The sequence below is a fragment of the Hydrogenivirga okinawensis genome, assembly GCF_055385515.1.
This window is the reverse complement of record NZ_AP042386.1, coordinates 1,605,865-1,625,423: the sequence shown is the minus strand read 5'-3', so window position 1 is coordinate 1,625,423 and position 19,559 is coordinate 1,605,865. Positions and strand designations below refer to the sequence as shown.

Annotated in this window: 24 protein-coding genes and 1 tRNA gene; 10 read left to right on the top strand and 15 right to left on the bottom strand. The window is 50.2% G+C overall.

Features of this window, described 5'->3' with window-relative positions:
- The first annotated feature begins 11 nt into the window (after positions 1-11).
- The 7 genes from fdxH to ACZ483_RS09275 all read left to right on the top strand — a co-directional run bounded on the left by fdxH (position 12) and on the right by ACZ483_RS09275 (position 4,851).
- Complete coding sequence (fdxH, locus tag ACZ483_RS09305) at positions 12-923, top strand: formate dehydrogenase subunit beta (protein WP_464323898.1); 912 nt, start codon at positions 12-14, stop codon at positions 921-923.
- A 2-nt stretch (positions 924-925) separates the two neighbouring features.
- The gene (locus ACZ483_RS09300) at positions 926-1,561 is read left to right on the top strand and encodes a formate dehydrogenase subunit gamma (protein ID WP_464323897.1); all 636 of its coding nucleotides are present in this window, start codon (positions 926-928) and stop codon (positions 1,559-1,561) included.
- On the top strand, positions 1,558-2,394 hold the full coding sequence (locus ACZ483_RS09295) for a formate dehydrogenase accessory protein FdhE (protein WP_464323896.1): 837 nt from the start codon (positions 1,558-1,560) through the stop codon (positions 2,392-2,394). The genes ACZ483_RS09300 and ACZ483_RS09295 overlap by 4 nt, the downstream gene beginning before the upstream one ends.
- Before the next feature lie 2 nt (positions 2,395-2,396).
- A complete protein-coding gene (locus ACZ483_RS09290) occupies positions 2,397-2,924 on the top strand; it encodes a biotin/lipoyl attachment domain-containing protein (protein WP_464323895.1) in 528 nt (175 codons plus the stop codon).
- Positions 2,924-3,023, top strand: a tRNA-Sec gene (locus ACZ483_RS09285). The genes ACZ483_RS09290 and ACZ483_RS09285 overlap by 1 nt, the downstream gene beginning before the upstream one ends.
- A 9-nt stretch (positions 3,024-3,032) precedes the next feature.
- Complete coding sequence (locus ACZ483_RS09280; protein ID WP_464323894.1) at positions 3,033-4,142, top strand: cysteine desulfurase family protein; 1,110 nt, start codon at positions 3,033-3,035, stop codon at positions 4,140-4,142.
- A 4-nt stretch (positions 4,143-4,146) separates the two neighbouring features.
- Positions 4,147-4,851: a hypothetical protein gene (locus ACZ483_RS09275; RefSeq protein WP_464323893.1), complete on the top strand. Its 705-nt coding sequence runs from the start codon at positions 4,147-4,149 to the stop codon at positions 4,849-4,851.
- A gap of 1 nt (position 4,852) precedes the next feature.
- Here the strand turns inward: ACZ483_RS09275 and upp are convergent, their stop codons facing one another.
- From upp to carB, 11 genes are all read right to left on the bottom strand, one after another.
- Positions 4,853-5,467, bottom strand: a complete 615-nt coding sequence (gene upp / locus ACZ483_RS09270) for a uracil phosphoribosyltransferase (protein ID WP_464323892.1) — start codon at positions 5,465-5,467, stop codon at positions 4,853-4,855.
- A 2-nt stretch (positions 5,468-5,469) separates the two neighbouring features.
- Positions 5,470-6,663, bottom strand: a complete 1,194-nt coding sequence (locus tag ACZ483_RS09265) for a type II secretion system F family protein (RefSeq protein ID WP_464323891.1) — start codon at positions 6,661-6,663, stop codon at positions 5,470-5,472.
- Positions 6,663-7,532: a type II secretion system minor pseudopilin gene (locus ACZ483_RS09260; protein WP_464323890.1), complete on the bottom strand. Its 870-nt coding sequence runs from the start codon at positions 7,530-7,532 to the stop codon at positions 6,663-6,665. The genes ACZ483_RS09265 and ACZ483_RS09260 overlap by 1 nt, the downstream gene beginning before the upstream one ends.
- Entirely contained in the window at positions 7,514-8,179 is a 666-nt protein-coding gene (locus ACZ483_RS09255) for a dihydrofolate reductase family protein (RefSeq protein ID WP_464323889.1), read from the bottom strand. Before ACZ483_RS09255 ends, ACZ483_RS09260 begins: the two co-directional genes overlap by 19 nt.
- On the bottom strand, positions 8,179-8,802 hold the full coding sequence (locus tag ACZ483_RS09250) for a CDP-alcohol phosphatidyltransferase family protein (protein WP_464323888.1): 624 nt from the start codon (positions 8,800-8,802) through the stop codon (positions 8,179-8,181). The genes ACZ483_RS09255 and ACZ483_RS09250 overlap by 1 nt, the downstream gene beginning before the upstream one ends.
- Positions 8,799-9,800 carry a ketol-acid reductoisomerase gene (gene ilvC / locus ACZ483_RS09245; protein ID WP_464323887.1) on the bottom strand — a complete coding sequence of 334 codons (1,002 nt, stop codon included), beginning with the start codon at positions 9,798-9,800 and terminating at the stop codon, positions 8,799-8,801. The genes ACZ483_RS09250 and ilvC overlap by 4 nt, the downstream gene beginning before the upstream one ends.
- Positions 9,793-10,914 (bottom strand): radical SAM family heme chaperone HemW, encoded by a 1,122-nt coding sequence (gene hemW / locus ACZ483_RS09240; RefSeq protein WP_464323886.1) that lies wholly within the window; start codon positions 10,912-10,914, stop codon positions 9,793-9,795. The genes ilvC and hemW overlap by 8 nt, the downstream gene beginning before the upstream one ends.
- Positions 10,914-12,029 (bottom strand): rod shape-determining protein RodA, encoded by a 1,116-nt coding sequence (gene rodA, locus ACZ483_RS09235; RefSeq protein WP_464323885.1) that lies wholly within the window; start codon positions 12,027-12,029, stop codon positions 10,914-10,916. The genes hemW and rodA overlap by 1 nt, the downstream gene beginning before the upstream one ends.
- On the bottom strand, positions 12,007-12,207 hold the full coding sequence (locus tag ACZ483_RS09230; RefSeq protein WP_464323884.1) for a MoaD/ThiS family protein: 201 nt from the start codon (positions 12,205-12,207) through the stop codon (positions 12,007-12,009). The genes rodA and ACZ483_RS09230 overlap by 23 nt, the downstream gene beginning before the upstream one ends.
- The gene (locus ACZ483_RS09225) at positions 12,198-12,683 is read right to left on the bottom strand and encodes an SCP2 sterol-binding domain-containing protein (protein ID WP_464323883.1); all 486 of its coding nucleotides are present in this window, start codon (positions 12,681-12,683) and stop codon (positions 12,198-12,200) included. The genes ACZ483_RS09230 and ACZ483_RS09225 overlap by 10 nt, the downstream gene beginning before the upstream one ends.
- Positions 12,684-12,793: 110 nt before the next feature.
- Entirely contained in the window at positions 12,794-14,461 is a 1,668-nt protein-coding gene (gene carB, locus ACZ483_RS09220; protein WP_464323882.1) for a carbamoyl-phosphate synthase large subunit, read from the bottom strand.
- A gap of 50 nt (positions 14,462-14,511) precedes the next feature.
- Here carB and ACZ483_RS09215 point away from each other — a divergent pair, with 50 nt between their 5' ends.
- Together ACZ483_RS09215 and ACZ483_RS09210 are read left to right on the top strand one after the other, a co-directional pair.
- Positions 14,512-14,769, top strand: coding sequence for a hypothetical protein (locus ACZ483_RS09215; protein ID WP_464323881.1), 258 nt, complete (start codon positions 14,512-14,514; stop codon positions 14,767-14,769).
- Positions 14,770-14,780: 11 nt separating this feature from the next.
- On the top strand, positions 14,781-15,335 hold the full coding sequence (locus ACZ483_RS09210; RefSeq protein ID WP_464323880.1) for a LysM peptidoglycan-binding domain-containing protein: 555 nt from the start codon (positions 14,781-14,783) through the stop codon (positions 15,333-15,335).
- Here ACZ483_RS09210 and guaA read toward each other — a convergent pair whose 3' ends face one another.
- Both guaA and ACZ483_RS09200 read right to left on the bottom strand, forming a co-directional pair.
- Positions 15,336-16,868: a glutamine-hydrolyzing GMP synthase gene (guaA, locus tag ACZ483_RS09205; protein WP_464323879.1), complete on the bottom strand. Its 1,533-nt coding sequence runs from the start codon at positions 16,866-16,868 to the stop codon at positions 15,336-15,338.
- 25 nt (positions 16,869-16,893) lie between these two features.
- Positions 16,894-17,325 (bottom strand): phosphatidylglycerophosphatase A family protein, encoded by a 432-nt coding sequence (locus ACZ483_RS09200; protein WP_464323878.1) that lies wholly within the window; start codon positions 17,323-17,325, stop codon positions 16,894-16,896.
- A 49-nt stretch (positions 17,326-17,374) separates the two neighbouring features.
- On the opposite strand from ACZ483_RS09200, the gene ACZ483_RS09195 reads away from it, so the two are divergent.
- A complete protein-coding gene (locus tag ACZ483_RS09195) occupies positions 17,375-17,839 on the top strand; it encodes a DUF2391 family protein (RefSeq protein ID WP_464323877.1) in 465 nt (154 codons plus the stop codon).
- On the opposite strand, the gene nuoF is transcribed toward ACZ483_RS09195, so the two are convergent.
- Entirely contained in the window at positions 17,832-19,109 is a 1,278-nt protein-coding gene (gene nuoF, locus ACZ483_RS09190) for an NADH-quinone oxidoreductase subunit NuoF (protein ID WP_464323876.1), read from the bottom strand. The genes ACZ483_RS09195 and nuoF overlap by 8 nt on opposite strands.
- Positions 19,084-19,548 carry an NADH-quinone oxidoreductase subunit NuoE gene (nuoE, locus tag ACZ483_RS09185; protein ID WP_464323875.1) on the bottom strand — a complete coding sequence of 155 codons (465 nt, stop codon included), beginning with the start codon at positions 19,546-19,548 and terminating at the stop codon, positions 19,084-19,086. The genes nuoF and nuoE overlap by 26 nt, the downstream gene beginning before the upstream one ends.
- Between the last annotated feature and the right edge of the window lie 11 nt (positions 19,549-19,559).

Genomic DNA, 19,559 nt, shown 5'->3' with positions numbered 1-19,559 from the left:
GAGGTGGAAAGATGAGCACATTAACGACAGGCGGAACGGTAGGATTAGGGATTAAGAGGCTCTCCGCCTCCAAGGAACCCGATCTTTCAACGAAGACCTATCCAGAACTTGCGATCCTCGTTGATATCTCTGCCTGTATTGGGTGTAAAGCCTGCGAGGCAGCCTGTCAGCAGTGGCACGACACCACCCCTCCCATACTAACGCCCGAAGAGGTAGTCCAGAGGAAGATCGCAGGCTACCAGTCCCATCCGGATCTGAGGCCTGACACCTTCATGCTGATGAAGTTCAAGGAAGGTGAGACGAGCCGGGGATTTACATGGTTCATAACCAAGTACCAGTGTATGCACTGTAGCGAGCCTGGCTGTCTGATCGCCTGTCCCGTTCCGGGAGCTGTCATCCAGTATCAGAACGGTGTGGTGGACTTCGATCACTCCAAGTGTATAGGATGCAAGATGTGCCTTGTGGGCTGTCCCTTCGACGTTCCGAGGTACGACGCTAACAACAAGCCGTGGAAGTGTAATTTCTGTATTGACAGGGTGAGCGCGGGGTTAGAGCCCGCCTGTGTGAAGACCTGTCCGACCAACTGCCTCTCCTTTGGCTTTAAAGAGGACATGGTGGAAAAGGGTAAGAAGATCGTGGAAAGGCTCAAGAGCATGGGCTATCCGAACGCTACCCTCTACGATCCTCCCGGTGTTGGAGGAACTGGATACATCTACGTCCTTCCCCATGGAGACCACGTGGAGGACTATCAGCTCCCCGAGAACCCACGGGTGGATGCCTCGATAGCTCTGTGGAAGGGACCTCTAAAAACAATAGGAAGTATAGCCTTTTGGGGTACACTCCTTGGCGTGTTCCTTCAGCTGATACTTTGGGGACCGATAAAGGTCCTCGGCGGAAAGGAAGAGAAGAGTGAGGAGGGTTGATCATGGCGGTAGAGAGCACGAAGGCTTACGAAGAGCAGATAGAGAGGTTTTCAGCCCTCGACAGGGTTCTCCACTGGACCACAGCCCTCGCCTTCCTGTACTGCCTCCTGTCGGGGATAGGAATAGCCTACGCCAAGTTCAGCTGGCTGCTGACCCTTCTCGGTGGCGGTGAGTTCGCCCGCTGGCTCCATCCGTGGGCCGGCGTGGTCTTCTCAGTAGGTGCAGTCTTGATGATCTTGAAGTGGGCGAGGGACATGGTGATAACCGGAGAGGACATAGTTTGGCTCATGAAGATAAAAGCCTACATAAGCGGAAGGCACGAAGAACTTCCCGAAGTCGGCAAATACAACGCAGGACAGAAGCTTTACGCCTGGATAGTCTTCCTGAGCGCTATAGTCTTCTTCCTTACGGGTATAGTCATGTGGTTTCCTGAGAACTTCGGCATGGGGCTGGTTCGCTGGTCCGTAGTGATACACGAGATAGCCTTTATAATAGCCGGTGCCTTTACCGTAATTCATATATACATGGGAACTATAGGCGTTCCGGGCTCATTGTGGGGCATGATAGGAGGTAAGGTATCCGCCACATGGGCTAAGTTTCACCATCCCAAGTGGTACAGGGAGGTAAAGGGAGAATGAACGTATTCAAGCAGAAGGAGAGGGAGTTCGCCCTCGGGCGGCTCCCGGCTCTAAAGGAAAAATTCCCAGAATCTTCCCAGATCTTGGACTTCCTCTCCTGCATCTTGGAGTATCAGAACTTAATGATCGTCGATCTCTCCGAATCGCGACTATACTTAGACACTTTCAATGCCCAGAGTAGGGTAGAGAAGGGCAAACCTGCTTTTAAACTGAAGGATCTCGATCTATCACCCTTCCTCAAGTATCTCTATCCTTTACTCGAAAAGGCTTCTGAGTGCGGAACTCCCGAAATAGAGAAGGGATCTGAGTACTTGAGAAGTTTGGAAAGAGATGAACTCTTGTCTCTTATCAATTACTTCTTAGAGAGTCAGATGGCGGACGATGTATCGAGACTACTCTTTATAAGCTTTCTACAACCTATAATGTACGTATCCGCCGACAGGGTTAACTTCGAACAGGAGAAATGGCTCAAGAACCACTGTCCGGTCTGCGGCTTCAAGCCTTCCGTTTCCTTCCTTATGGATACGGAAGAATGGGAGGGAGCGAGGTTTCTAAGGTGTAGCCTGTGTCTTACCGACTGGCTCTATGTCAGAACCAAGTGCGTTAACTGTGGCAACGTGGAGGACGACAAACTCGATTATTTCACAAGTCCAGATATCAACTACATAGATATACAGACCTGTAAGAAATGCAACCACTACATAAAGATCGTTGATCTCAGGAAGGAGGGGCTCGCCGTGCCCGACCTCGAAGATATAGCTTCCGTTAGTCTCGATCTGTGGGCTCAGGATCAGGGTTTCGTTAAGTTCGAAAGAAACCTTTTCGGTTTCTGAAAATGAAGAGGAGGGACTTTCTTAAATCTATCTTCCTCCTCGCTCTGTTAAACTCGAAGTTTGCGATGGGGAAGAAGCTGGAAGTTTTAGGATGTTCCCTGTGGGACGACAGACTTTACAGGGTAGAACCACACAGAATGCTCTTTCAGTGGGTGAAGGAGGAGGAAAAGGGAGTCTATTCGGTGGGGATGGCATCGGTGCTGGCCGCCCTCTCCTATCCTCTCTACTCCATAAGGGTTAAGCCCGTAGGAACAAAGTTAGAGTTCGACGACAATCTCGCTACCGTGGAGGCTGGAAAGAGGATAGCTACGTTCCCCACGCCCCTTTCGGGTGAAGTGGTAGAGGTAAACAAAAAGGTTTTAGAGGATCCTGAGATCATAAACAGGAAACCCTACAGCTCCTGGATAGCTAAGATAAGGGCTACTAAGCCTGAAGAGACCATGAGCTTAAAGAGGGCGGACGAGGTTCTCCCGGTTATCAGAGAAGTTATAATCAACGAGGATGTAGATTGTTCGAAGGTAGAGGAGTAGGGAGAGGTTGGTAGGCTGGTGCCGCCCCTGGACTTCAAATCCAGCGGGAGGTCCCGCAGAGGGATCTCCGGAGGGTTCGATTCCCTCCCTCTCCCGCCAGACCTGAACATGAAAAGAATTTACTTGGACAACGCGGCTACCACGCCTCTCCTGCCGGAGGTCAAGAAGTTCTTGTGCGAATCCCTCGATACCTTTGGTAATCCATCAAGCCCTCACGCGGTTGGTAAGGAAGTAAAGGGGCTGATAGAGGATGTGAGGGGAAAGATAGCAAAAACTCTCAAAGTTAGTTCTGATGAACTGGTTTTTACCTCCTGCGCCACGGAGGGGAACAACACGGTCTTAGCGAGCGTTCTGAAGGGGAAAAGGGGTAACGTGGTTTTATCCGCGATAGAGCACAAATCGGTGAGTGAGGCGGTAAAGCTCTGGGGAGGAAGAGATGTAGAGATGAGGGAGGTCCCGGTTAATAAGGAGGGAGTGATCGATCTCGAAGAGCTTGAGAAGCTGGTAGATAAAGATACGCTCCTCGTATGCGTCATGTACGTTAGTAACGAGTTTGGAACGGTTCAGCCGGTGGAAGAGATAGCCAAGATATGCACCTCTAAGGGGGTCCCCTTTCTTTCAGATGCTGTTCAGGCAATAGGAAAGGTTCCCGTAGATCTTAGAAACGTTTCCTACGCCACCTTTTCGGGACACAAACTCCATGCTCCCAAGGGTGTGGGTTTTACCTTCGTTTCGGAAGGTTCTCTATATGAACCTTTGCTCGTGGGCGGAGGTCAGGAGAGAGGGAAGAGATCGGGGACCGAGAACCTGACGGGCATATTAGCGATGGGGAAGGCTCTTGAGGTCGTCTATTCTAAGTTTGAAGAAAATGTAAAAAGTCTGAAGAAACTCAGAGACCTTTTTGAAGAGCTTCTCCTCGAGGAACTTCCGGACGCTAAGATCGTAGGAAAGGAAGCCGAGAGGAATCCCTCCATATCTGCCGTAATAATGCCTAAGTTATCGGGGTGGGAGATAGTACAGAGACTATCTGAGGTCGGCGTAATGTGTTCTTCTGGTTCAGCTTGCACTTCTGGAGAGGTCCTGCCTAACCAACATCTCCTGAAGATGGGTTTCACCGCCGAGGAATCTATCCGAATGGTTCGCTTCTCCTTCGGTCTTTTGAACAACGAGGAGGAGGTAAGAGAGGCAGTGAGGAGAATAAAGGGTCTGTATAATTGAACAGATGAGGATTTTGCTCGGTCTCTTTGCAACAATGACTTTATGTTTTTCCATCGAAATCTACCTGTCACCCAGGTATATGATCTGGGAAGAGTTTGAAAACGGTGAGAAATTGCTCGAGGAGGAGGGTCCTATCTTCGCCGCCGGTATTAGAGGGGAGATAAGTTTCCTAAAGGCGGGGTTGGATATATACGGAGGGAGCGTAGAGTACGACGGACAAACTCAGGGGGGAGATCCCGTAAAGACAGACAGCCGCTACACGGGATCGAGCTTCTACTTCGGTGTCTTTAAGAGTTTCGGGGATAGGCCCGCCGTAGAACTCGACCTCCTGTACAGAGCAGAGCTGTGGCTCAGGGATATAAGATCCACTTCTAAGGCTATAGGATACAAAGAGTTATGGTTTTACGATCTGATAGCACCCGGAGTTAAACTGGAGTGGGATCCTGTTTACGCCTTTGCAAGGTACGGTTTCATGTTCAGGAACGCGAGGATGCAAGCAAATATAGCTGGTGTTCCAGAGCTCAGACCTAAGAGGGGTCCTTCCTACGATTTAGGTCTTGGCTTCCGCAGAAATCCCTTCGGGATGGAGTTATCCTTCTCTTACATAAAGTTCAGGAGATCGAATCCGAAGCCCTTCGACGGAGGTTACGTTCTCCAACCCGAATCCGTCCGCCGTATAGTGTCTCTGACGCTATTCTACAGCTTCTGAGCTAAGAGTAGAGCCTGTCTCCCATATCTCCAAGACCAGGAACTATGTAGCCCTTGGAATTGAGTCCCTCATCTACGCTGACGGTAAAGAGCCTGTGATCCGGATAGGCCTTCTCTATCCTCTCTATACCCTCGGGAGCGCAGACTATATGAACGCTCACCGTATCGTGGGGTCCGAACCTCCTCACCTCCTCGATAGCCTTCTCAAGCGTTCCTCCCGTTGCGAGCATAGGGTCAAGGATTACAACCCTCTTACCCTCTATCTTTGGTAGCCTCGAGTAGTATATCTTCGACTCCAAGGTCTCCTCGTCCCTCTTCATGGCTAAGAAACCGACGTTCGCGTTGGGAACGACCCTGAGCGCGCCCTCCAACATGGGGAGCCCGGCTCTCAGTATCGGAACGAAGACAACACTCTTCTCATCGATAAACTCGAACTCCCTCTTACCTATCCATATCTCCACCTCCCTCGGCAGGAGCTCCATATCCGAGAGGACCTCGTAAACCATGAATGAGGCGATATCTTCGAGCAAACCTATCAAGTCGCCTCTTGGGGTGGAGAGATCCCTTATCCTGCTGAGTTTGTGAATCAGTACGGGATGGTTTAACTTTTTAACCATTTTTACCTCCCTATTCCCGAGGTTATCTCTGTAAGTGGCAGGAGGACGCTCACCACTATTATTCCCACTACGACTCCTATAACGAGGATAGAAACAGGCTCTATCATCCTTACCCATAAGTTTATGCTTCTTAGGGCTTCCCTTCTGTACATCTCCGCAAGGAGATTGAGCATCCTCTCAAGCTCTCCGCTCGCCTCGCCCGTCTCGACAAGGTTTATAAAGAGAGGAGGGAAAATACCGGACCTTTTAAGGACCCACGAGAGACTCCTTCCTCTCTCTATCTCCTCGGTGAGCTCTTCCACTCTTCCCCTTACATAGCTGTTTCCCATACTCCCGAGCGCTATCCTAAAGGCTGAAGTTATGGGGACTGCCGCCGAGAGGGTCATGTAAAGGGTGTAAGCGAACCTCGAGAGATCAAAAGCGAATAAAATTTTTCCAATGCCGGGGAGTTTGAGGAGAAACTTATCCAATCGCTCCTTTCCGATGATCCTTTCCCGATAGATAAAGAGTAGAAGTAGTAGCGGGGAGAGGTAGAGGAGCAGAGTCATGAGGTCTGACAGGAAGATGATCCCCTTAGTTATGAAAGGAAGCTCCCTTCCAAAGCTCTCCAATACCTTGGCTATACGAGGGACAACGAACTTGATCGCCACGAAAAGAGCTACCACACTGAAGCCTATAACGATAGACGGATAGGTAACTGAGCTGATTATCTTCGACTTCATGTCCGCCACAGTTTCCAAGTGCCTGCCGGCTATCTCGAAGATCCTCTCCAAGTTTTCCCCTGTTTCGGCTGCTGTGAGCATCTGGGGAAGGAACTCTGGGAAGAGCCCGCTCCTCCTGAAGGCTGAGGACAGGCTTTCACCCCTCTCTACGTCCCCCTTTATCTGTAGGAGGGCGCTCGATATTCTCGAATCCTCCGTCTGGGAAGCGACGAGCTCCAAGGATCTTGCGAGGGATAAACCCGACTCCAAGAGTACGGAGAGCTGGGTTAGTATGAAGGCGAGTTCCTCTTCGGAGGGCTTTCTCAGGTGAAACTCCCTCTTCCAGAAGGGTCTTTTCTCGCTCACCTCCTCAACACTGAGGGGAACAACACCCTGATCCCTTAGCTTCGAGATCACCTCCCTCCTGCTCTCTCCGGAGATTTTCCCCCTTATCCTCTTACCTTCTCTGAGACCTTCGTAAAGGAACTCTCCCATCAGTAGATCCTCTTGTAGAGAATTTTATTCGCTCCTCTGTCGTAAACGAGCTCCAAGGTCGTTTCCACATCCCCCGTTCTGATCGTAGCCTTTATCCTGAAGTTCCTGCTCTTTACGTCTATGTAGTTCTGTATCCTGTACAGGATATCGAGGGTAACCCCCTCTACAAGGACGAGATCCTGAACCTTCTTAAAGGGCTTAGAACTCCTGTACTCTATTATCCTGTCCGCCACAGTTCCGTCTATTCTTGGATCGAGAGCCATAAGGACATACTTGGGAGCGGTGTTTACATTTATCTTTCCCGAAGAGTAGGCGCTCACGAGGCTGAGTAATCCAGGGTAGGTCACGTCTCCGACAGTTCTTCCGTACAGATCTTCCTGGGACATACCGAGGTATCTAAGCTCTTCGGGAGAGTCGAAGGGGGCTCTCTTTATGGGGTATTTGGTATCGAAGCTCGAGGTTTCCACACCTGTCCATGCGAGCATCCTGCCCACGTATCCGGGACTTATCTCCAAGAGCCCAAGGAGCCGCTCCATGATCTCCCTCTGGGTTTTATCCTTCAGGTGGTTCAGACTCACAAACCTATCTTCGTCGTAAATGACCACCTCGAGCTTACCCTTTTCAGTCTCCACTTCGAAGGGGAGAGCCCAGGGATCTAAAAGGGTGTCCACACTGTTATCCTCTCTCCTGAGTTCCTGAAGTATGTAGGGGATTAAAGAGGAAAGTGCGTGGTATGCTTGCTCCTTTGCGTACACTTCCCTTACAAACCTCTCCGCTGAGCCCGAAGATTGAAGGGTTGAGACCACGTAGCCCGAGAGGACCAAGAAGAAGGAGAGGACGAGTAGTATTACTACCTTGCGACCTCCCACTCGGTAATTAGCTGGTTACCCCTCTTGAAGTGGGATCTCAGTCTCAGGTGGAGTATGTCCTTGAGCTTCTTAAATCCCTCACCGCCGACGAGGGTAGGAACGTTCTCTCCTCCCACGATTACCGGCAGGTGTATTATCCTTATCTCGTCCACAACCCTCCTCCTTATGAACTCCCAGTTGATAGAAGCACCACCCTCCACCATCAGGGTCTTTATCCCCATATCGTAGAGCTGGGGAAGGAGTAGGTCGAAGTCTACAAGCTCGTCCCCGGCATAGATCACCTTCGCTCCCTTCTCCTTAATCCTCTCAACCCTCTCCTGAGGAGCCCTGCTGGTAGTAACTATGATCGTAGGAGCCTCTTCGGTGTTGAGGACGTTGGCGTCCAAAGGAACGTTGGCCGTGGAACAGGGGATTATCCTTGTTGGATTCTTCCCTTCGACGTATCTGACCGTTAAACTCGGATTGTCCGTTCTAACGGTTTCACATCCCACCATTATCCCGTCCACCTTCGCCCTTATCTCGTGGAGGTACCTGTAAGCCTCCTCATCCATAAGGCTCATCAACTCCTTGGAGGAGGCACCTCTGTATAGAGTCAGCTTCCCGTCGATGCTGACTTCGGAGACGATTATCACGTAGGGTCTCTTCATTATTCGTACTCCCTTCCATAGTTCTTGTAAAGGTAGATAACCCTCGTGAGGAGGGAGAAGAGGGTGAGGAGAGCTATGAGCTTTATACCGAAGTTAAGCCCCAAGGGGAAGTGGGCTCTCTCAAGGAGTGCAAAGATTATCAGAGTTATGTGGGTCTCGGGTCTTCCGAAGAAACCCACTCCTTCTAAGGGGTCCAAGATCTTACCCTTGACCCTCTCAGAAAAACCTATTTCGGCGTAGGCGACGGGTTTTATGAAGGAGTGGAGCATAGAGACCGTTACCGCCGTGACAGCTACGAAGGGTGAGGCAAAGGCAAACCCCACCGCTCCGAGAACGAAGCCGTCCACCCACTTGTCCGCTATCCAGTCGAAGACCGCACCGAACTTGGAAGCTCTCTCCGTCTCCCTCGCCACGACCCCGTCCATCAGATCGAAAAGTCCCGAAAGAACGAGAAAGCCCGTGGCTGTTAGAACCTTCTCATGATAGAAGAAGTAAGCGGAGAGCGTTCCGAGAAAGAGGGAAATAAGAGTTATCAGGTTCGGGTGTATCCCCGTCCTTGCCAAGGCGAGCCCCAAGGGGACATAGAGTTTCTTAAGGTTTTCCCTCTTGCTGGTCAGGTTCATTTCAGCTCCTTGCCCGTTATCCAGGGCATCATCTTCCTGAGCTCCTCACCCACCTTCTCTATAAGGTGTTCCCTGTCTCTCTCCAAGAGGGCATGGTAGACAGGTCTTCCAGCTTTATTCTCTAAGACCCACTCCCTTGCAAATTCTCCCTTCTGGATCTCTTTAAGTATCTCCTCCATAAGGGGCTTTACCCTCTCGTATATTCTCTCCCCTCGCGTCACATCTCCGTACTTGGCTGTGTCAGAGATGGAATACCTCATGCCCGATATTCCATACTGGTAGATGAGATCCACTATGAGCTTGAGCTCGTGAAGGCACTCGAAGTATGCCACTTCAGGCTGGTACCCCGCCTCGACGAGGGTCTCGAATCCCGCCTTTATGAGAGCTGTAACACCCCCGCATAAAACGGACTGTTCGCCGAAGAGATCCGTCTCCGTCTCCTCCTTAAAGGTGGTCTCTATAACGCCCGCTCTCGTCGCTCCGATCGCTTTGGCGTAGGCGAGGGCTTTGTCGAGACAGTTTCCCGAAGCGTCCTGATGTATGGCAACGAGTGCCGGAACGCCTTTACCCTCTTCGTACATCCACCTAACGAGGTGTCCGGGACCCTTGGGGGCTACCATGAAGACGTCCACGTCTTTTGGAGGAACTATCTGTCTGAAGTGTATATTGAAGCCATGGGCAAAGGCTAAGGTCTTTGATGAATCGAGGTTAGTTTCAACGGCTTCCCTGTAAAGATCCGGCTGAACCGTATCGGGAACCAAGAACATTATTATGTCCGCAACCTTAGAAGCTTCATAAGGGGTCATGACCTCAAAACCGTCTGCCTTAGCCTTCTCCCTCGATCTGCTCCTCTCGGGGAGGCCTATAACCACGTCAATTCCACTGTCTTTAAGGTTGAGGGCGTGGGCGTGCCCCTGACTTCCGTAGCCGAGTATAGCCACCTTCTTTCCCTTCAGGGGATCGAGGGAAGCGTCCGCATCGTAGTATATCTTAGCCATTTCTTACCTCCGCAAACTTCCTATCAGAATTATATAACAACACTTCCGCTATTATTTCGTTCGCAAGGAGCATGTACTCCTCCTTTATGCCAATACCTTTCTCGCCCTCCTCAAAGAATTTAAGAAGATGATCGGGTATAAGGCTTACCGTATCCTTAGGAAGCCCTTCCTTCAGCCTAAGCTTGAGCATAAGGAATTCCTCGAACCTGTCTTTCTCGGTGAGCCTGATCTTCATCGCCACCGGCGACTTTCCCTTCATTACGGAACCCATGTAGGATTTCAAGTTCTTTGTGTTCCCGTATCTCTCCTCCTTCAAAAATCCCCAAGCGGAAACGCCCAAACCGAGGAACTCCTCCATTCTCCAGTAGATAAGGTTGTGCCTGCACTCGTAACCCTCCTTAGCCCAGTTGGAGATCTCGTACCTCCTGTAGCCGAGAGCCTTAAGTCCTCTCCAAAGTCTATCGTAGATCTTGGCTATTTCCTCCTCTGAGGGTAGTTCTAACTTTCCAGAGAGAATCTGAATACCTAAGGGGGTTCCCTCGTAGGACGTGAGCATGTAGGCTGAAAGATGTTCAGGTTTAAGGCGTTCTACCATTTCGAGCTCCTTCTCAACGTCCCCAACCCTCTGACCAGGATAGGCGTATATGAGATCGATGTTTATATTTTCAAAGCCCGCCTCCCTTGCTTCAGAGTAAGCCCTTATTGAGTCCTCAATACCGTGCCTCCTACCGAGAGCCCTCAGCCCCTTCTCTAAGAAGCTCTGCACCCCGATACTGAGCCTGTTTACCCCCGCCTCCCTTATCCTCCTGAACTCCTCCCGTCTGTAAGTTTCTGGGTTGCACTCCACGGTTATCTCCTGAACTCCCGAAAGGTCAAGTATCCTGTCGAGAGAGTCTATGAGCTTAGCTATTAGCTCGGGATCCAAGATGGTCGGTGTTCCTCCTCCGAAGTATAGAGTTTCTATCTTTCTTTCGGTGTCGTGGTAGAACCGTGCTTCCTTAAGGATAGTAGCGATGTAATCTTCGTGATGGAAAGCGCCGGTGATAGAGACGAAGTCGCAGTAGGGACACTTGTAAGAACAAAACGGGATGTGAACGTAGAGACCTTTTACCATTACTCATAATTTACTTCCTTTACAAGAACGGGCATCTTTCCCCTGTATTCCCTGTAAATGCTCAGGAGCATGCCTATAGCGAGGCTGAAGGTGATCATGGAACTGCCTCCGAAGCTCACGAAGGGTAGCGGGATACCCACGACGGGAAAGAGACCGAGGGTCATCAGCATGTTAACCGAGTATTGAAAGAGGAAGAGGGAGAACACCCCCACAACGAAGAGCCTCTCCGAGGCTGTCAGGGCAACGTAGGTGTAGGATAAAATTCTTAATAGAAATAGCAGAACTAAAAGGGTGAGGATGATGCTCCCGATAAAACCCAGTTCCTCCCCGATGACGGAGAAGATGAAGTCCGTATGGGCTTCGGGCAAGAACATAAGCTGGGACTGAGTCCCTTTCATTATCCCTTTTCCCGTCAATCCCCCAGAACCTATCGCTATAACCGACTGGATCAGCTGATAACCGCTACCCAAGTAGTCAGAGTAGGGATCTATAACTGCTAAGATTCTTTTTTTCTGATAATCCTTCATAAGATCCCAGATCAAGGGCAGGAAGGCGATGAAGATCAACCCCAAGGCTATAAAGTATCTGAGCTTTACACCTCTCGCCAGAAGCATCGCAAAGAGGGGAACGAAGTAAGTTGCCGTAGTCCCCAGGTCTGGCTGTTTAAAGGTAACCACCGCAGGTATAGAAAGGGCTAAGAGAAGGAGAAGAACCTTCCTGTCCTTTAAACCCTTCACTATAGGAAGGAGATAGGCGCTCAAGAGTATAAGGGAGAGCTTCATGAACTCAGAAGGTTGTACGTTTATGAATCCGAGGCTGAGCCATCTCTTAGCTCCGTAGACCTCCTTTCCCGCAACCAGTACGAGAACGAGAAGGAAGAGATTAAAGAGGTAAATGTATAGGGATAGGTCGAGAATATTTCTAAACTTCTCCCTTGAAAGTATGAGTATAAGTATCCAGCTGAGGAACAGGTAGATAAGATGCTTTTTGAACAGGACGGGCATCCCCTCGCTGTGGGATGCGCTGTATATACCGATAACGCCGAATATCTGTATACCGACAAGTAGAAAAAGGAGTATCCAGTCTAAGCCCCTAAATCCCCCCAGAGATAGCATTTACAACCCTAATATTATCACCCTCCTCAACGTAATCCTCCTCGGATATAACTTCGTCGTTCTTCACAACGAGGGAGGAGAGGGGGGAAAGACCGAGCCTCTCCAAAAGTTCCTTAGCCTTCAGCCTCTTCTCCGGGAGCTCGATCTCCTTTCCTCTGTAAAGAACCCTTATGGGCATCTCGATGTATCGGATTGTACCTCATCTATGGCATCGAGGAAAGCCTCGAAGGGTCCCATGTTCCTCATAGCAACACCTTTAGGTCCCTTGAACTTAAGCCTTCCGAAGAACATAGCTTTCATCGGACCGTACTCCTTCCTTCCCATCTCGAGCCATCTCTTGGTGTCGGCGTACATGAGAAAGTCGTTGTCCGTTCTCTCGTCCTTCTTCCATCCGCCGTAAACGCACGTAGCCTTCCCGTTCTCGTTTTTTATCGTCAGCTGAACAACCTTATCTTTGCCACAGTCCTTCCGGTAGAGGAAAAGCTTCCTTTCGGGAACTTCGTTCCAAGCGCTGTTCTGTCCCAGCTCGTTCACAAGTGTGGGTGTGTTGTTCCACACCTCGCAAAAGGCTTTAGCCCATTCGGCGTCCATAAAGACCGGCTGGGCGAAGGAAAAAGATCCCAATAGAATTCCTCCTAGTACGAGCTTCTTCATCTTTTCACCTCCCGCTTTACTGCGTTCTGTCAATATTTAAAGCACTGAAATGACGTAGAAGTGTTAAGAATTTTTAATAGTTTAAAAAGCTATAAAAATATGCTAATAACCTAATCTTCGTCGAGGATCCTTTCCCCCTCTACTGAATAAAAGGGAACCTCATAAGAGGAGTAGTAGTAAGGGGTATAGGCTACGAACTCGCCGGCACAGGTATCAACACCCTTAAAGCTTGGTCTTATGCCGAACCTCCCCCTGAGTTCTCTCACCTCCCGCTCCTCAACTCCCCTTATTAAGGCTATCTCTCTGTCCGAGTAGCCGAGCTCCTTCGCTCTCCTTAAGAGATCCTCTGTAAGATCCTCCTTTAGTTCCTCCTCGAACCTCACTATCTCCTCTACGTTGTATAGAAACCACCTGTCTATCTTGCTGTACTCGTAGAGCTCATCGATAGAGTATCCCCTCCTTATCGCCTCCGCTATGTACCAGAGCCTATCTTCGTTTGGGATCCTTATGTTCCTTACAAGATCCTGATCGCTCACTTCGAGCTTAGGAAAGGCGAGACCGAACCTATCGAGCTCCAAGCTCCTTATAGCTTTAAGTAGAGCCTCCTTAAAGGTTCTCCCTATCGCCATAACTTCACCTACGGACTTCATCATCGTCGTGAGGGTCGTGTCCGCTCCCGGAAACTTCTTGAAGTCGAACCTCGGGATTTTGACCACCACGTAGTCTATGGACGGCTCGAAGGAGGCAGGTGTGAACCTCGTTATGTCGTTCTTGAGTTCGTCAAGGGTGTAGCCTACGGCGAGCTTTGCGGCGACTTTAGCTATGGGAAACCCGGTAGCCTTCGAAGCTAAGGCGGAGGAGCGGGAGACTCTTGGATTCATCTCTATGACGTAGAAGTCTCCGTTCTCTGGATTTACAGCGAACTGGATGTTGGAACCCCCTGTATCCACACCTATCTCCCTTATCACCGCTATGGAGGCGTCTCTGAGAATCTGATACTCCTTATCCGTCAAGGTTTGTGCCGGTGCCACCGTTATGGAATCGCCCGTATGAACGCCCATAGGATCGAAGTTCTCTATGGAGCAGACTATTATCACGTTGTCCGCCTTGTCCCTTATGACCTCAAACTCAAACTCCTTCCAGCCTATCAGGGACCTGTCGAGAAGAACCTGATGTATGGGAGATGTCTTCAAGGCAACGGCGAGCTTGTCTCTGAACTCTTCGATATTGTAAGCTATAGAACCTCCCGTCCCTCCAAGGGTGAAGGCCGGTCTCAGGATCACTGGAAAGCCTATCGCCTTGACCGCCTCGAGCCCCTCCTCCTCGGAGGAAACGACCGCACTCTCGGGAACCTTAAGACCTATGTTTTTCATAGCCTCTCTGAAGAGGTCCCTATCCTCTCCCTTCTTTATAGCCTCGTAGTTCGCCCCTATCATCTCCACACCGTATTTTTGTAGAATCCCCTCCTCGTACAGCTTCACCGAGAGGTTCAGGGCTGTCTGACCCCCGAGGGTGGGAAGTAACGCGTCAGGTCTCTCTATCCTTATTATCTCCTCCAGAATCTCCTCCGTTAGAGGCTCCACGTAAGTTCTGTCCGCTATCTCTGGATCGGTCATTATCGTGGCGGGGTTGGAGTTCACCAAAACTACCTCGAAACCTTCTTGTTTAAGAGCTTTGCATGCCTGGGTTCCTGAGTAATCGAACTCCGCCGCCTGACCTATGACTATTGGACCAGATCCTACGATTAGGATCTTCCGAATGTCTTTTCTCTTGGGCATTAAAAATGGTATTATAATAAACGATACAACTAAGACAGGAGGGAACTGATATGAAAAGACTTACTGCCCTTTTACCCGTACTTGGAATAGCTGCCGTAGCCGTTTTCTCCCAATCCTGTGCGACCAAGGCTGAAGTAGAGGCTTTGAGGAAAGAGGTAGAGGCTCTTAAGAAGGATACAGAACAGGTCAGGAAGGAAACGGAAGAGGTTAAGAGGGAAGCACAGGAGATAAAACAGCTCGCTGAGGAGATAAGCAGGAAGGTGGACGAGCACGCAAGCGATACCAGCATCCACTACGGCGGACAGTAAGGAGGTAAGATATGAGAAGGGAACTGATAGCTCTCCTTCCTGTTTTAGGTCTCTCCGCTGTCTTTGTAGTAAACCAGTCCTGTGCTACGAAGTCTGCCCTCGAGGAGGTTGAGAAGGAAGCTCAAAAACCTAAGGAGAACATCGTTCAGGCTAAAGAGAACCTTAGGGAAAGCAAGAGCCTCTTGGGAGAAGCGAGAAGGATTCTCGAATCCGCCAAAGAAAAGTTAGATCGACATATTGCGAACAAAGCCCTCCACACACCACCCCCACCACCACCTACTCCTGAAGAGAAGGCTCCGGAGTACGGAGAGGTAACCGTAGGATGGTGTGATACCCTGTGGGACATATCGGCAAGGATTTACGGTAACTCCCTCTACTGGCCCGCCATATATCACCTTAACGAGGAAAAGATCGGTGAGGATCCCTGGATACTTACTCAAGGGATAGTTCTAAAGTACAAGATGGAGCTTACAGAAGAAGAGAAGAACGAGGCGGTAAAAGAAGCACTCGAATGGGATCTCAAGTTCAAGGACAGACCGAGGTCTCCTAAGTGTCCTCCTAAGTGATTACTCCCACTCGATAGTAGAGGGGGGTTTGGAAGATACGTCGTAAACTACCCTTCCTACCCCCCTTACCTCATTTATTATCCTTCTCATAACGTGGTCTAAGAAGTCGTAAGGGAATCTGTACCAGTCGGCGGTCATACCGTCGGTGCTCTCCACAGCCCTGAGAGCGATAACCTTTTCGTAGGTTCTCACGTCTCCCATAACCCCAACGGATCTTATCGGGAGGAGGACGGCGAAAGCCTGCCACACCCGATCGTAAAAGCCATTTTTCTTCAGCTCTTCTATGAATATGTGATCCGCCCTCCTCAGTATCTCAAGATCTTCCCTGTTTACCTCTCCGATAATCCTTATGGCGAGACCGGGACCAGGGAAAGGATGTCTGCCGAGTATCTCCTTGGGAACTCCGAGGAGCTTCCCGATCTTCCTCACCTCATCCTTAAAGAGTTCTCTGAAGGGTTCTAAGAGCCTCAGGTGCATCCTCTCAGGCAGTCCCCCAACGTTGTGGTGGGTCTTTATCTTAGCTGCACCCTTTATACCCGCACTTTCAACCACATCGGGGTAGAGCGTTCCCTGCAAAAGGAACTCGGCTCCCTCTACCTTCTTCGCCTCCCTTTCGAAGACCTCTATGAAGGTGTTTCCGATTATCCTCCTCTTCTCTTCAGGATCCTCAATGCCTTTGAGTCTCTCCAAAAAGAGCTCGCTCGCGTCCACGACGGTTAGGGGAAGACCCAACGATCTTAAGCTTCTCTCCACCTCCTCCCTCTCACCGAGTCTCAGAAGCCCGTGGTCTATGAAGAAGCAGTGAAGCCTATCGCCGATAGCTCTGTGAACCAGAACGGAGGCTACTGTAGAGTCCACACCCCCGGAGAGAGCAGCTATAACCTTGGAGTCCCTCACCGTTTCCCTTATTTCCTTTATCTTCTCCTCTATAAAGTCCCCCATCTCCCAGTTTCTTTGAGCTTTGCATATCCTGTAAAGGAAGTTAGCCAAGAGCTCTTTCCCGTAGGTCGTGTGAACAACCTCCGGGTGAAACTGGAAGCCGTAAATCCTTTTATCTCCGCTTGCTATTACGGCGTGGGGGGAGTTCTCAGAAACGGCGAGGGTTTCAAAGCCCTCCGGAAGCTGAGAGACCTTGTCCGCGTGAGACATCCAGACGTCAAACTCTGTAGGGACTCCTTCGAAGATAGGATCTCTCTTTACGATCTTCAGCCTCGCCCTTCCGTACTCCTGCTTTTCCGATTTCTCAACCTTACCTCCGAGCTGATAGGCTATCACCTGAAGCCCGTAGCATATACCGAGTATGGGAACATCCAGATCGTATATCTCCTCGGGAGGGAGAGGGGCTCCCTCTGCATAAACGGAGGCAGGACCACCAGAGAAGATTATCCCGTAGGGTTCCTTCGATCTTATCTCCTCTATGTCCGTGTCCCAGTGGACTATCTCGCTGTAAACGCCAAGCTCTCTGACCCTTCTCGCTATGAGTTGGACATACTGAGAGCCGAAGTTCACTACGAGAACGGGACGCCTTCTCATAGGAAGTTTATTATAAGCCCGAGCATCAAAGGAGCAGCAGGTAGAGGATAAAGGAGGTAAGGATTCCGGCTATAAGATCGTCTAACATCACGCCGTAAGCTCCGGGGAGTTTCTCAAAGAGGTTCACTGGGAAGGGCTTGAATATGTCGAGAAGTCTGAATAGAACGAAGGCGAGGATGTAGGTTTTCAGATTCGGGCTTACAAGAATAAAGCAGGCGAGGTATCCTACTATCTCATCAATTACTACCTCCTCGGGGTCAGGCTCTCCTGTTATCCTGATGACTTCGTTGGAAGCTATTAGACCGGCTACGAAGAGAACGGCTATCGCCATGAGAATGGTCCAGAGATTGAAGGAGACGAGGTAAACGAGAGGTATTCCGAGTAACGTCCCCAAGGTTCCCGGAGCGAAGTTTATCCTGCCCACATAGAAGCCTGTGGCTATGAGCTCGTAGAGCACTCCTTTATAATAACTCACTCCGATGGAGGACAGGAAAAGATTGGAACGTATGGAGGACAGCCTCAAGGATTTAAAGAAGGACATAGAGAGTATGAAAACCCGTATGGAAAGATCCGAGAAACCGGACAGGTTCGGTATAGACGACTTCATTCAACAGGTTCTGGGAGCCTTCATAGTAGCGCTGCCTATATCGATGACCGAAGAGATATGGGAGATATCCCAGAAGCTCTCCCTGCTGAGGGTTTCTATAATTATGCTCGGAGCCCTGGTGGCGGTTTACTTCTTTATAAAGTACTCCCGTCTCCAGAGGTGGGAAACGGAGGATATAGGGGGCTTGCTTCCCTTGAGGTTGGTAACGAGTTTCCTGATAGCCTTCGTGGTCTCCTCGATCACACTCTACACTCTGGGTATATATCCCAACTTCCTGAGTAACGTGGAGTGGTTTCTGAAGACGTCTCTACTCGTTACAATCTTCTCGATTGTGGGAAGTCTCGGCGTGGATATGGTTAGATAGCCTTAGCGAGCCTCTTCCTGTAACTCTCGAACTCCTCGGGAAACTTCTCCATAGCCTGTTTAATCAACCTTCCCGCAACTGCACCGAGACCACAGATAGAGGTGGGTTGGATGTACTTGTTGACAAAGATGAACCCTTCCCAATCCCTCTCGGAAGCTTCGCCTCTGAAGATGTTTTCTAAGAGGTAAGCCTGCTCGTGGCATCCGACCCTGCAAGGAGTGCACTGACCGCAGGTCTCGTGCTCGTAGAACTTTGCCACCTGAAGGCATGCTTCCACTATATCGTCCTCTTCGGTGAAAACTATAACCGTTCCCGTCCCTCCGAACCCGAAGGGTGAGTAGTCCATCGGCATGTCAAGCTCCTCTGCGGAGAAGCAGTCTAGGGCACCGGAGAAGACCGCTTTTACTCTCCTGTTCCCCAAAGTTCCTCCCGCGTACTTGTATATAACCTCCCTTAGGGTTGTATTCATGGGAAGTTCGTAAACACCGGGCTTTTTAACCTTCCCACTTACGGGGAAGAGCTTGGGTCCAGCGTAATCGCTCGGTCCTATGTACCTGTACTCCTCCCATCCCATGCTGATTATGAAGGGGACGTTACAGATAGTCTCCACGTTGTTTACCACCGTCGGTCTTCCCCACAGACCCACCTGAACGGGATAGGGAGGCTTGAGCCTCGGATGTCCCCTCTTCCCTTCGAGGGACTCTATCAATGCCGTTTCCTCGCCGCAGATGTAGGCTCCCGCACCGCGGGCGACGTATATCTCTAAGTCGAAGCCTGAGCCGAGGATGTTCTTCCCGAGAAATCCCTTCCTCTTAGCTTCCTCGATGGCGTCCCTAAGTATGTAGTATCCGGCGGAATACTCTCCCCTTATGTATATGAAAGCTTCATTAGCTCCGATAGCGTAAGAGGAGATGATCATCCCCTCTATAAGCAGGTGAGGGTCCCTTTCTATTAGTATCCTGTCCTTGAAGGTTCCCGGCTCGGATTCGTCAGCGTTGCAGATGAAGTATCTGGGGGTAGGGTTCTGAACCGCGAACTTCCACTTGGTTCCCGTCGGAAATCCCGCACCTCCTCTGCCTCTGAGGGTACTCTTCTCTACCCAGTCTATTATCTCCTCCGGGGACATGTTGAAAGCCTTCTCGAGAGCCTGATACCCTCCGTCCTTGAGGTATTCCTCTATGGTATGGACTCTGGGCTTCTTAGCCCTTCTGAGGAGCATATTTAAAGCGGTCTCAGCGTATATCTCAGGTATAGCGGGATAGGATCTCATTTAACTTCTCCTCTCCTTCAAATTTGTAGGTGTCCTCGTTCACCATGAAAACTGGCGCTTCAGAACAGGCACCGAGACACTGGACGGGAACTATCTTGAACTTCCCGTCGGGTGTAACCTCTCCCGGCTTTATCTTCAAAATCCTCTCGAGAGCCTCCAGGAGCTTACGCTTACCCATGAAGTGGCAGACCACGCTCACGCACACCCTTATCCTGTACTTGGCAGGTGTCTCCCTGTCGAACATATCGTAGAAGGCGACGACCTGCTCAACGTGATTTAGGGGAAGGTCAAGAAGGTCTGCTAAGGGTCTCAGGCTCTCCTGAGGTATGTATCCGTAATGATCCTGTATTTCATGGAGGCAAAGGAGTATTGCCTGCTCCTTCCTCGGAAAGTAGTTTATGTGTTCGCTGAGCCTCTCTAAGAGTTCCTGCTCAAACATGGTTATAGATT

Excerpts from the sequence above, each read along its gene's own strand:
- fdxH (WP_464323898.1), top strand. The coding sequence starts at position 12 with ATGAGCACATTAACGACAGGCGGAACGGTAGGATTAGGGATTAAGAGG.
- ACZ483_RS09300 (WP_464323897.1), top strand. The coding sequence starts at position 926 with ATGGCGGTAGAGAGCACGAAGGCTTACGAAGAGCAGATAGAGAGGTTT.
- ACZ483_RS09295 (WP_464323896.1), top strand. The coding sequence starts at position 1,558 with ATGAACGTATTCAAGCAGAAGGAGAGGGAGTTCGCCCTCGGGCGGCTC.
- ACZ483_RS09290 (WP_464323895.1), top strand. The coding sequence starts at position 2,397 with ATGAAGAGGAGGGACTTTCTTAAATCTATCTTCCTCCTCGCTCTGTTA.
- ACZ483_RS09280 (WP_464323894.1), top strand. The coding sequence starts at position 3,033 with ATGAAAAGAATTTACTTGGACAACGCGGCTACCACGCCTCTCCTGCCG.
- ACZ483_RS09275 (WP_464323893.1), top strand. The coding sequence starts at position 4,147 with ATGAGGATTTTGCTCGGTCTCTTTGCAACAATGACTTTATGTTTTTCC.
- upp (WP_464323892.1), bottom strand. The coding sequence starts at position 5,467 with ATGGTTAAAAAGTTAAACCATCCCGTACTGATTCACAAACTCAGCAGG.
- ACZ483_RS09265 (WP_464323891.1), bottom strand. The coding sequence starts at position 6,663 with ATGGGAGAGTTCCTTTACGAAGGTCTCAGAGAAGGTAAGAGGATAAGG.
- ACZ483_RS09255 (WP_464323889.1), bottom strand. The coding sequence starts at position 8,179 with ATGAAGAGACCCTACGTGATAATCGTCTCCGAAGTCAGCATCGACGGG.
- ACZ483_RS09250 (WP_464323888.1), bottom strand. The coding sequence starts at position 8,802 with ATGAACCTGACCAGCAAGAGGGAAAACCTTAAGAAACTCTATGTCCCC.
- ilvC (WP_464323887.1), bottom strand. The coding sequence starts at position 9,800 with ATGGCTAAGATATACTACGATGCGGACGCTTCCCTCGATCCCCTGAAG.
- hemW (WP_464323886.1), bottom strand. The coding sequence starts at position 10,914 with ATGGTAAAAGGTCTCTACGTTCACATCCCGTTTTGTTCTTACAAGTGT.
- rodA (WP_464323885.1), bottom strand. The coding sequence starts at position 12,029 with ATGCTATCTCTGGGGGGATTTAGGGGCTTAGACTGGATACTCCTTTTT.
- ACZ483_RS09230 (WP_464323884.1), bottom strand. The coding sequence starts at position 12,207 with ATGCCCATAAGGGTTCTTTACAGAGGAAAGGAGATCGAGCTCCCGGAG.
- ACZ483_RS09225 (WP_464323883.1), bottom strand. The coding sequence starts at position 12,683 with ATGAAGAAGCTCGTACTAGGAGGAATTCTATTGGGATCTTTTTCCTTC.
- carB (WP_464323882.1), bottom strand. The coding sequence starts at position 14,461 with ATGCCCAAGAGAAAAGACATTCGGAAGATCCTAATCGTAGGATCTGGT.
- ACZ483_RS09215 (WP_464323881.1), top strand. The coding sequence starts at position 14,512 with ATGAAAAGACTTACTGCCCTTTTACCCGTACTTGGAATAGCTGCCGTA.
- ACZ483_RS09210 (WP_464323880.1), top strand. The coding sequence starts at position 14,781 with ATGAGAAGGGAACTGATAGCTCTCCTTCCTGTTTTAGGTCTCTCCGCT.
- guaA (WP_464323879.1), bottom strand. The coding sequence starts at position 16,868 with ATGAGAAGGCGTCCCGTTCTCGTAGTGAACTTCGGCTCTCAGTATGTC.
- ACZ483_RS09195 (WP_464323877.1), top strand. The coding sequence starts at position 17,375 with ATGGAGGACAGCCTCAAGGATTTAAAGAAGGACATAGAGAGTATGAAA.
- nuoF (WP_464323876.1), bottom strand. The coding sequence starts at position 19,109 with ATGAGATCCTATCCCGCTATACCTGAGATATACGCTGAGACCGCTTTA.
- nuoE (WP_464323875.1), bottom strand. The coding sequence starts at position 19,548 with ATGTTTGAGCAGGAACTCTTAGAGAGGCTCAGCGAACACATAAACTAC.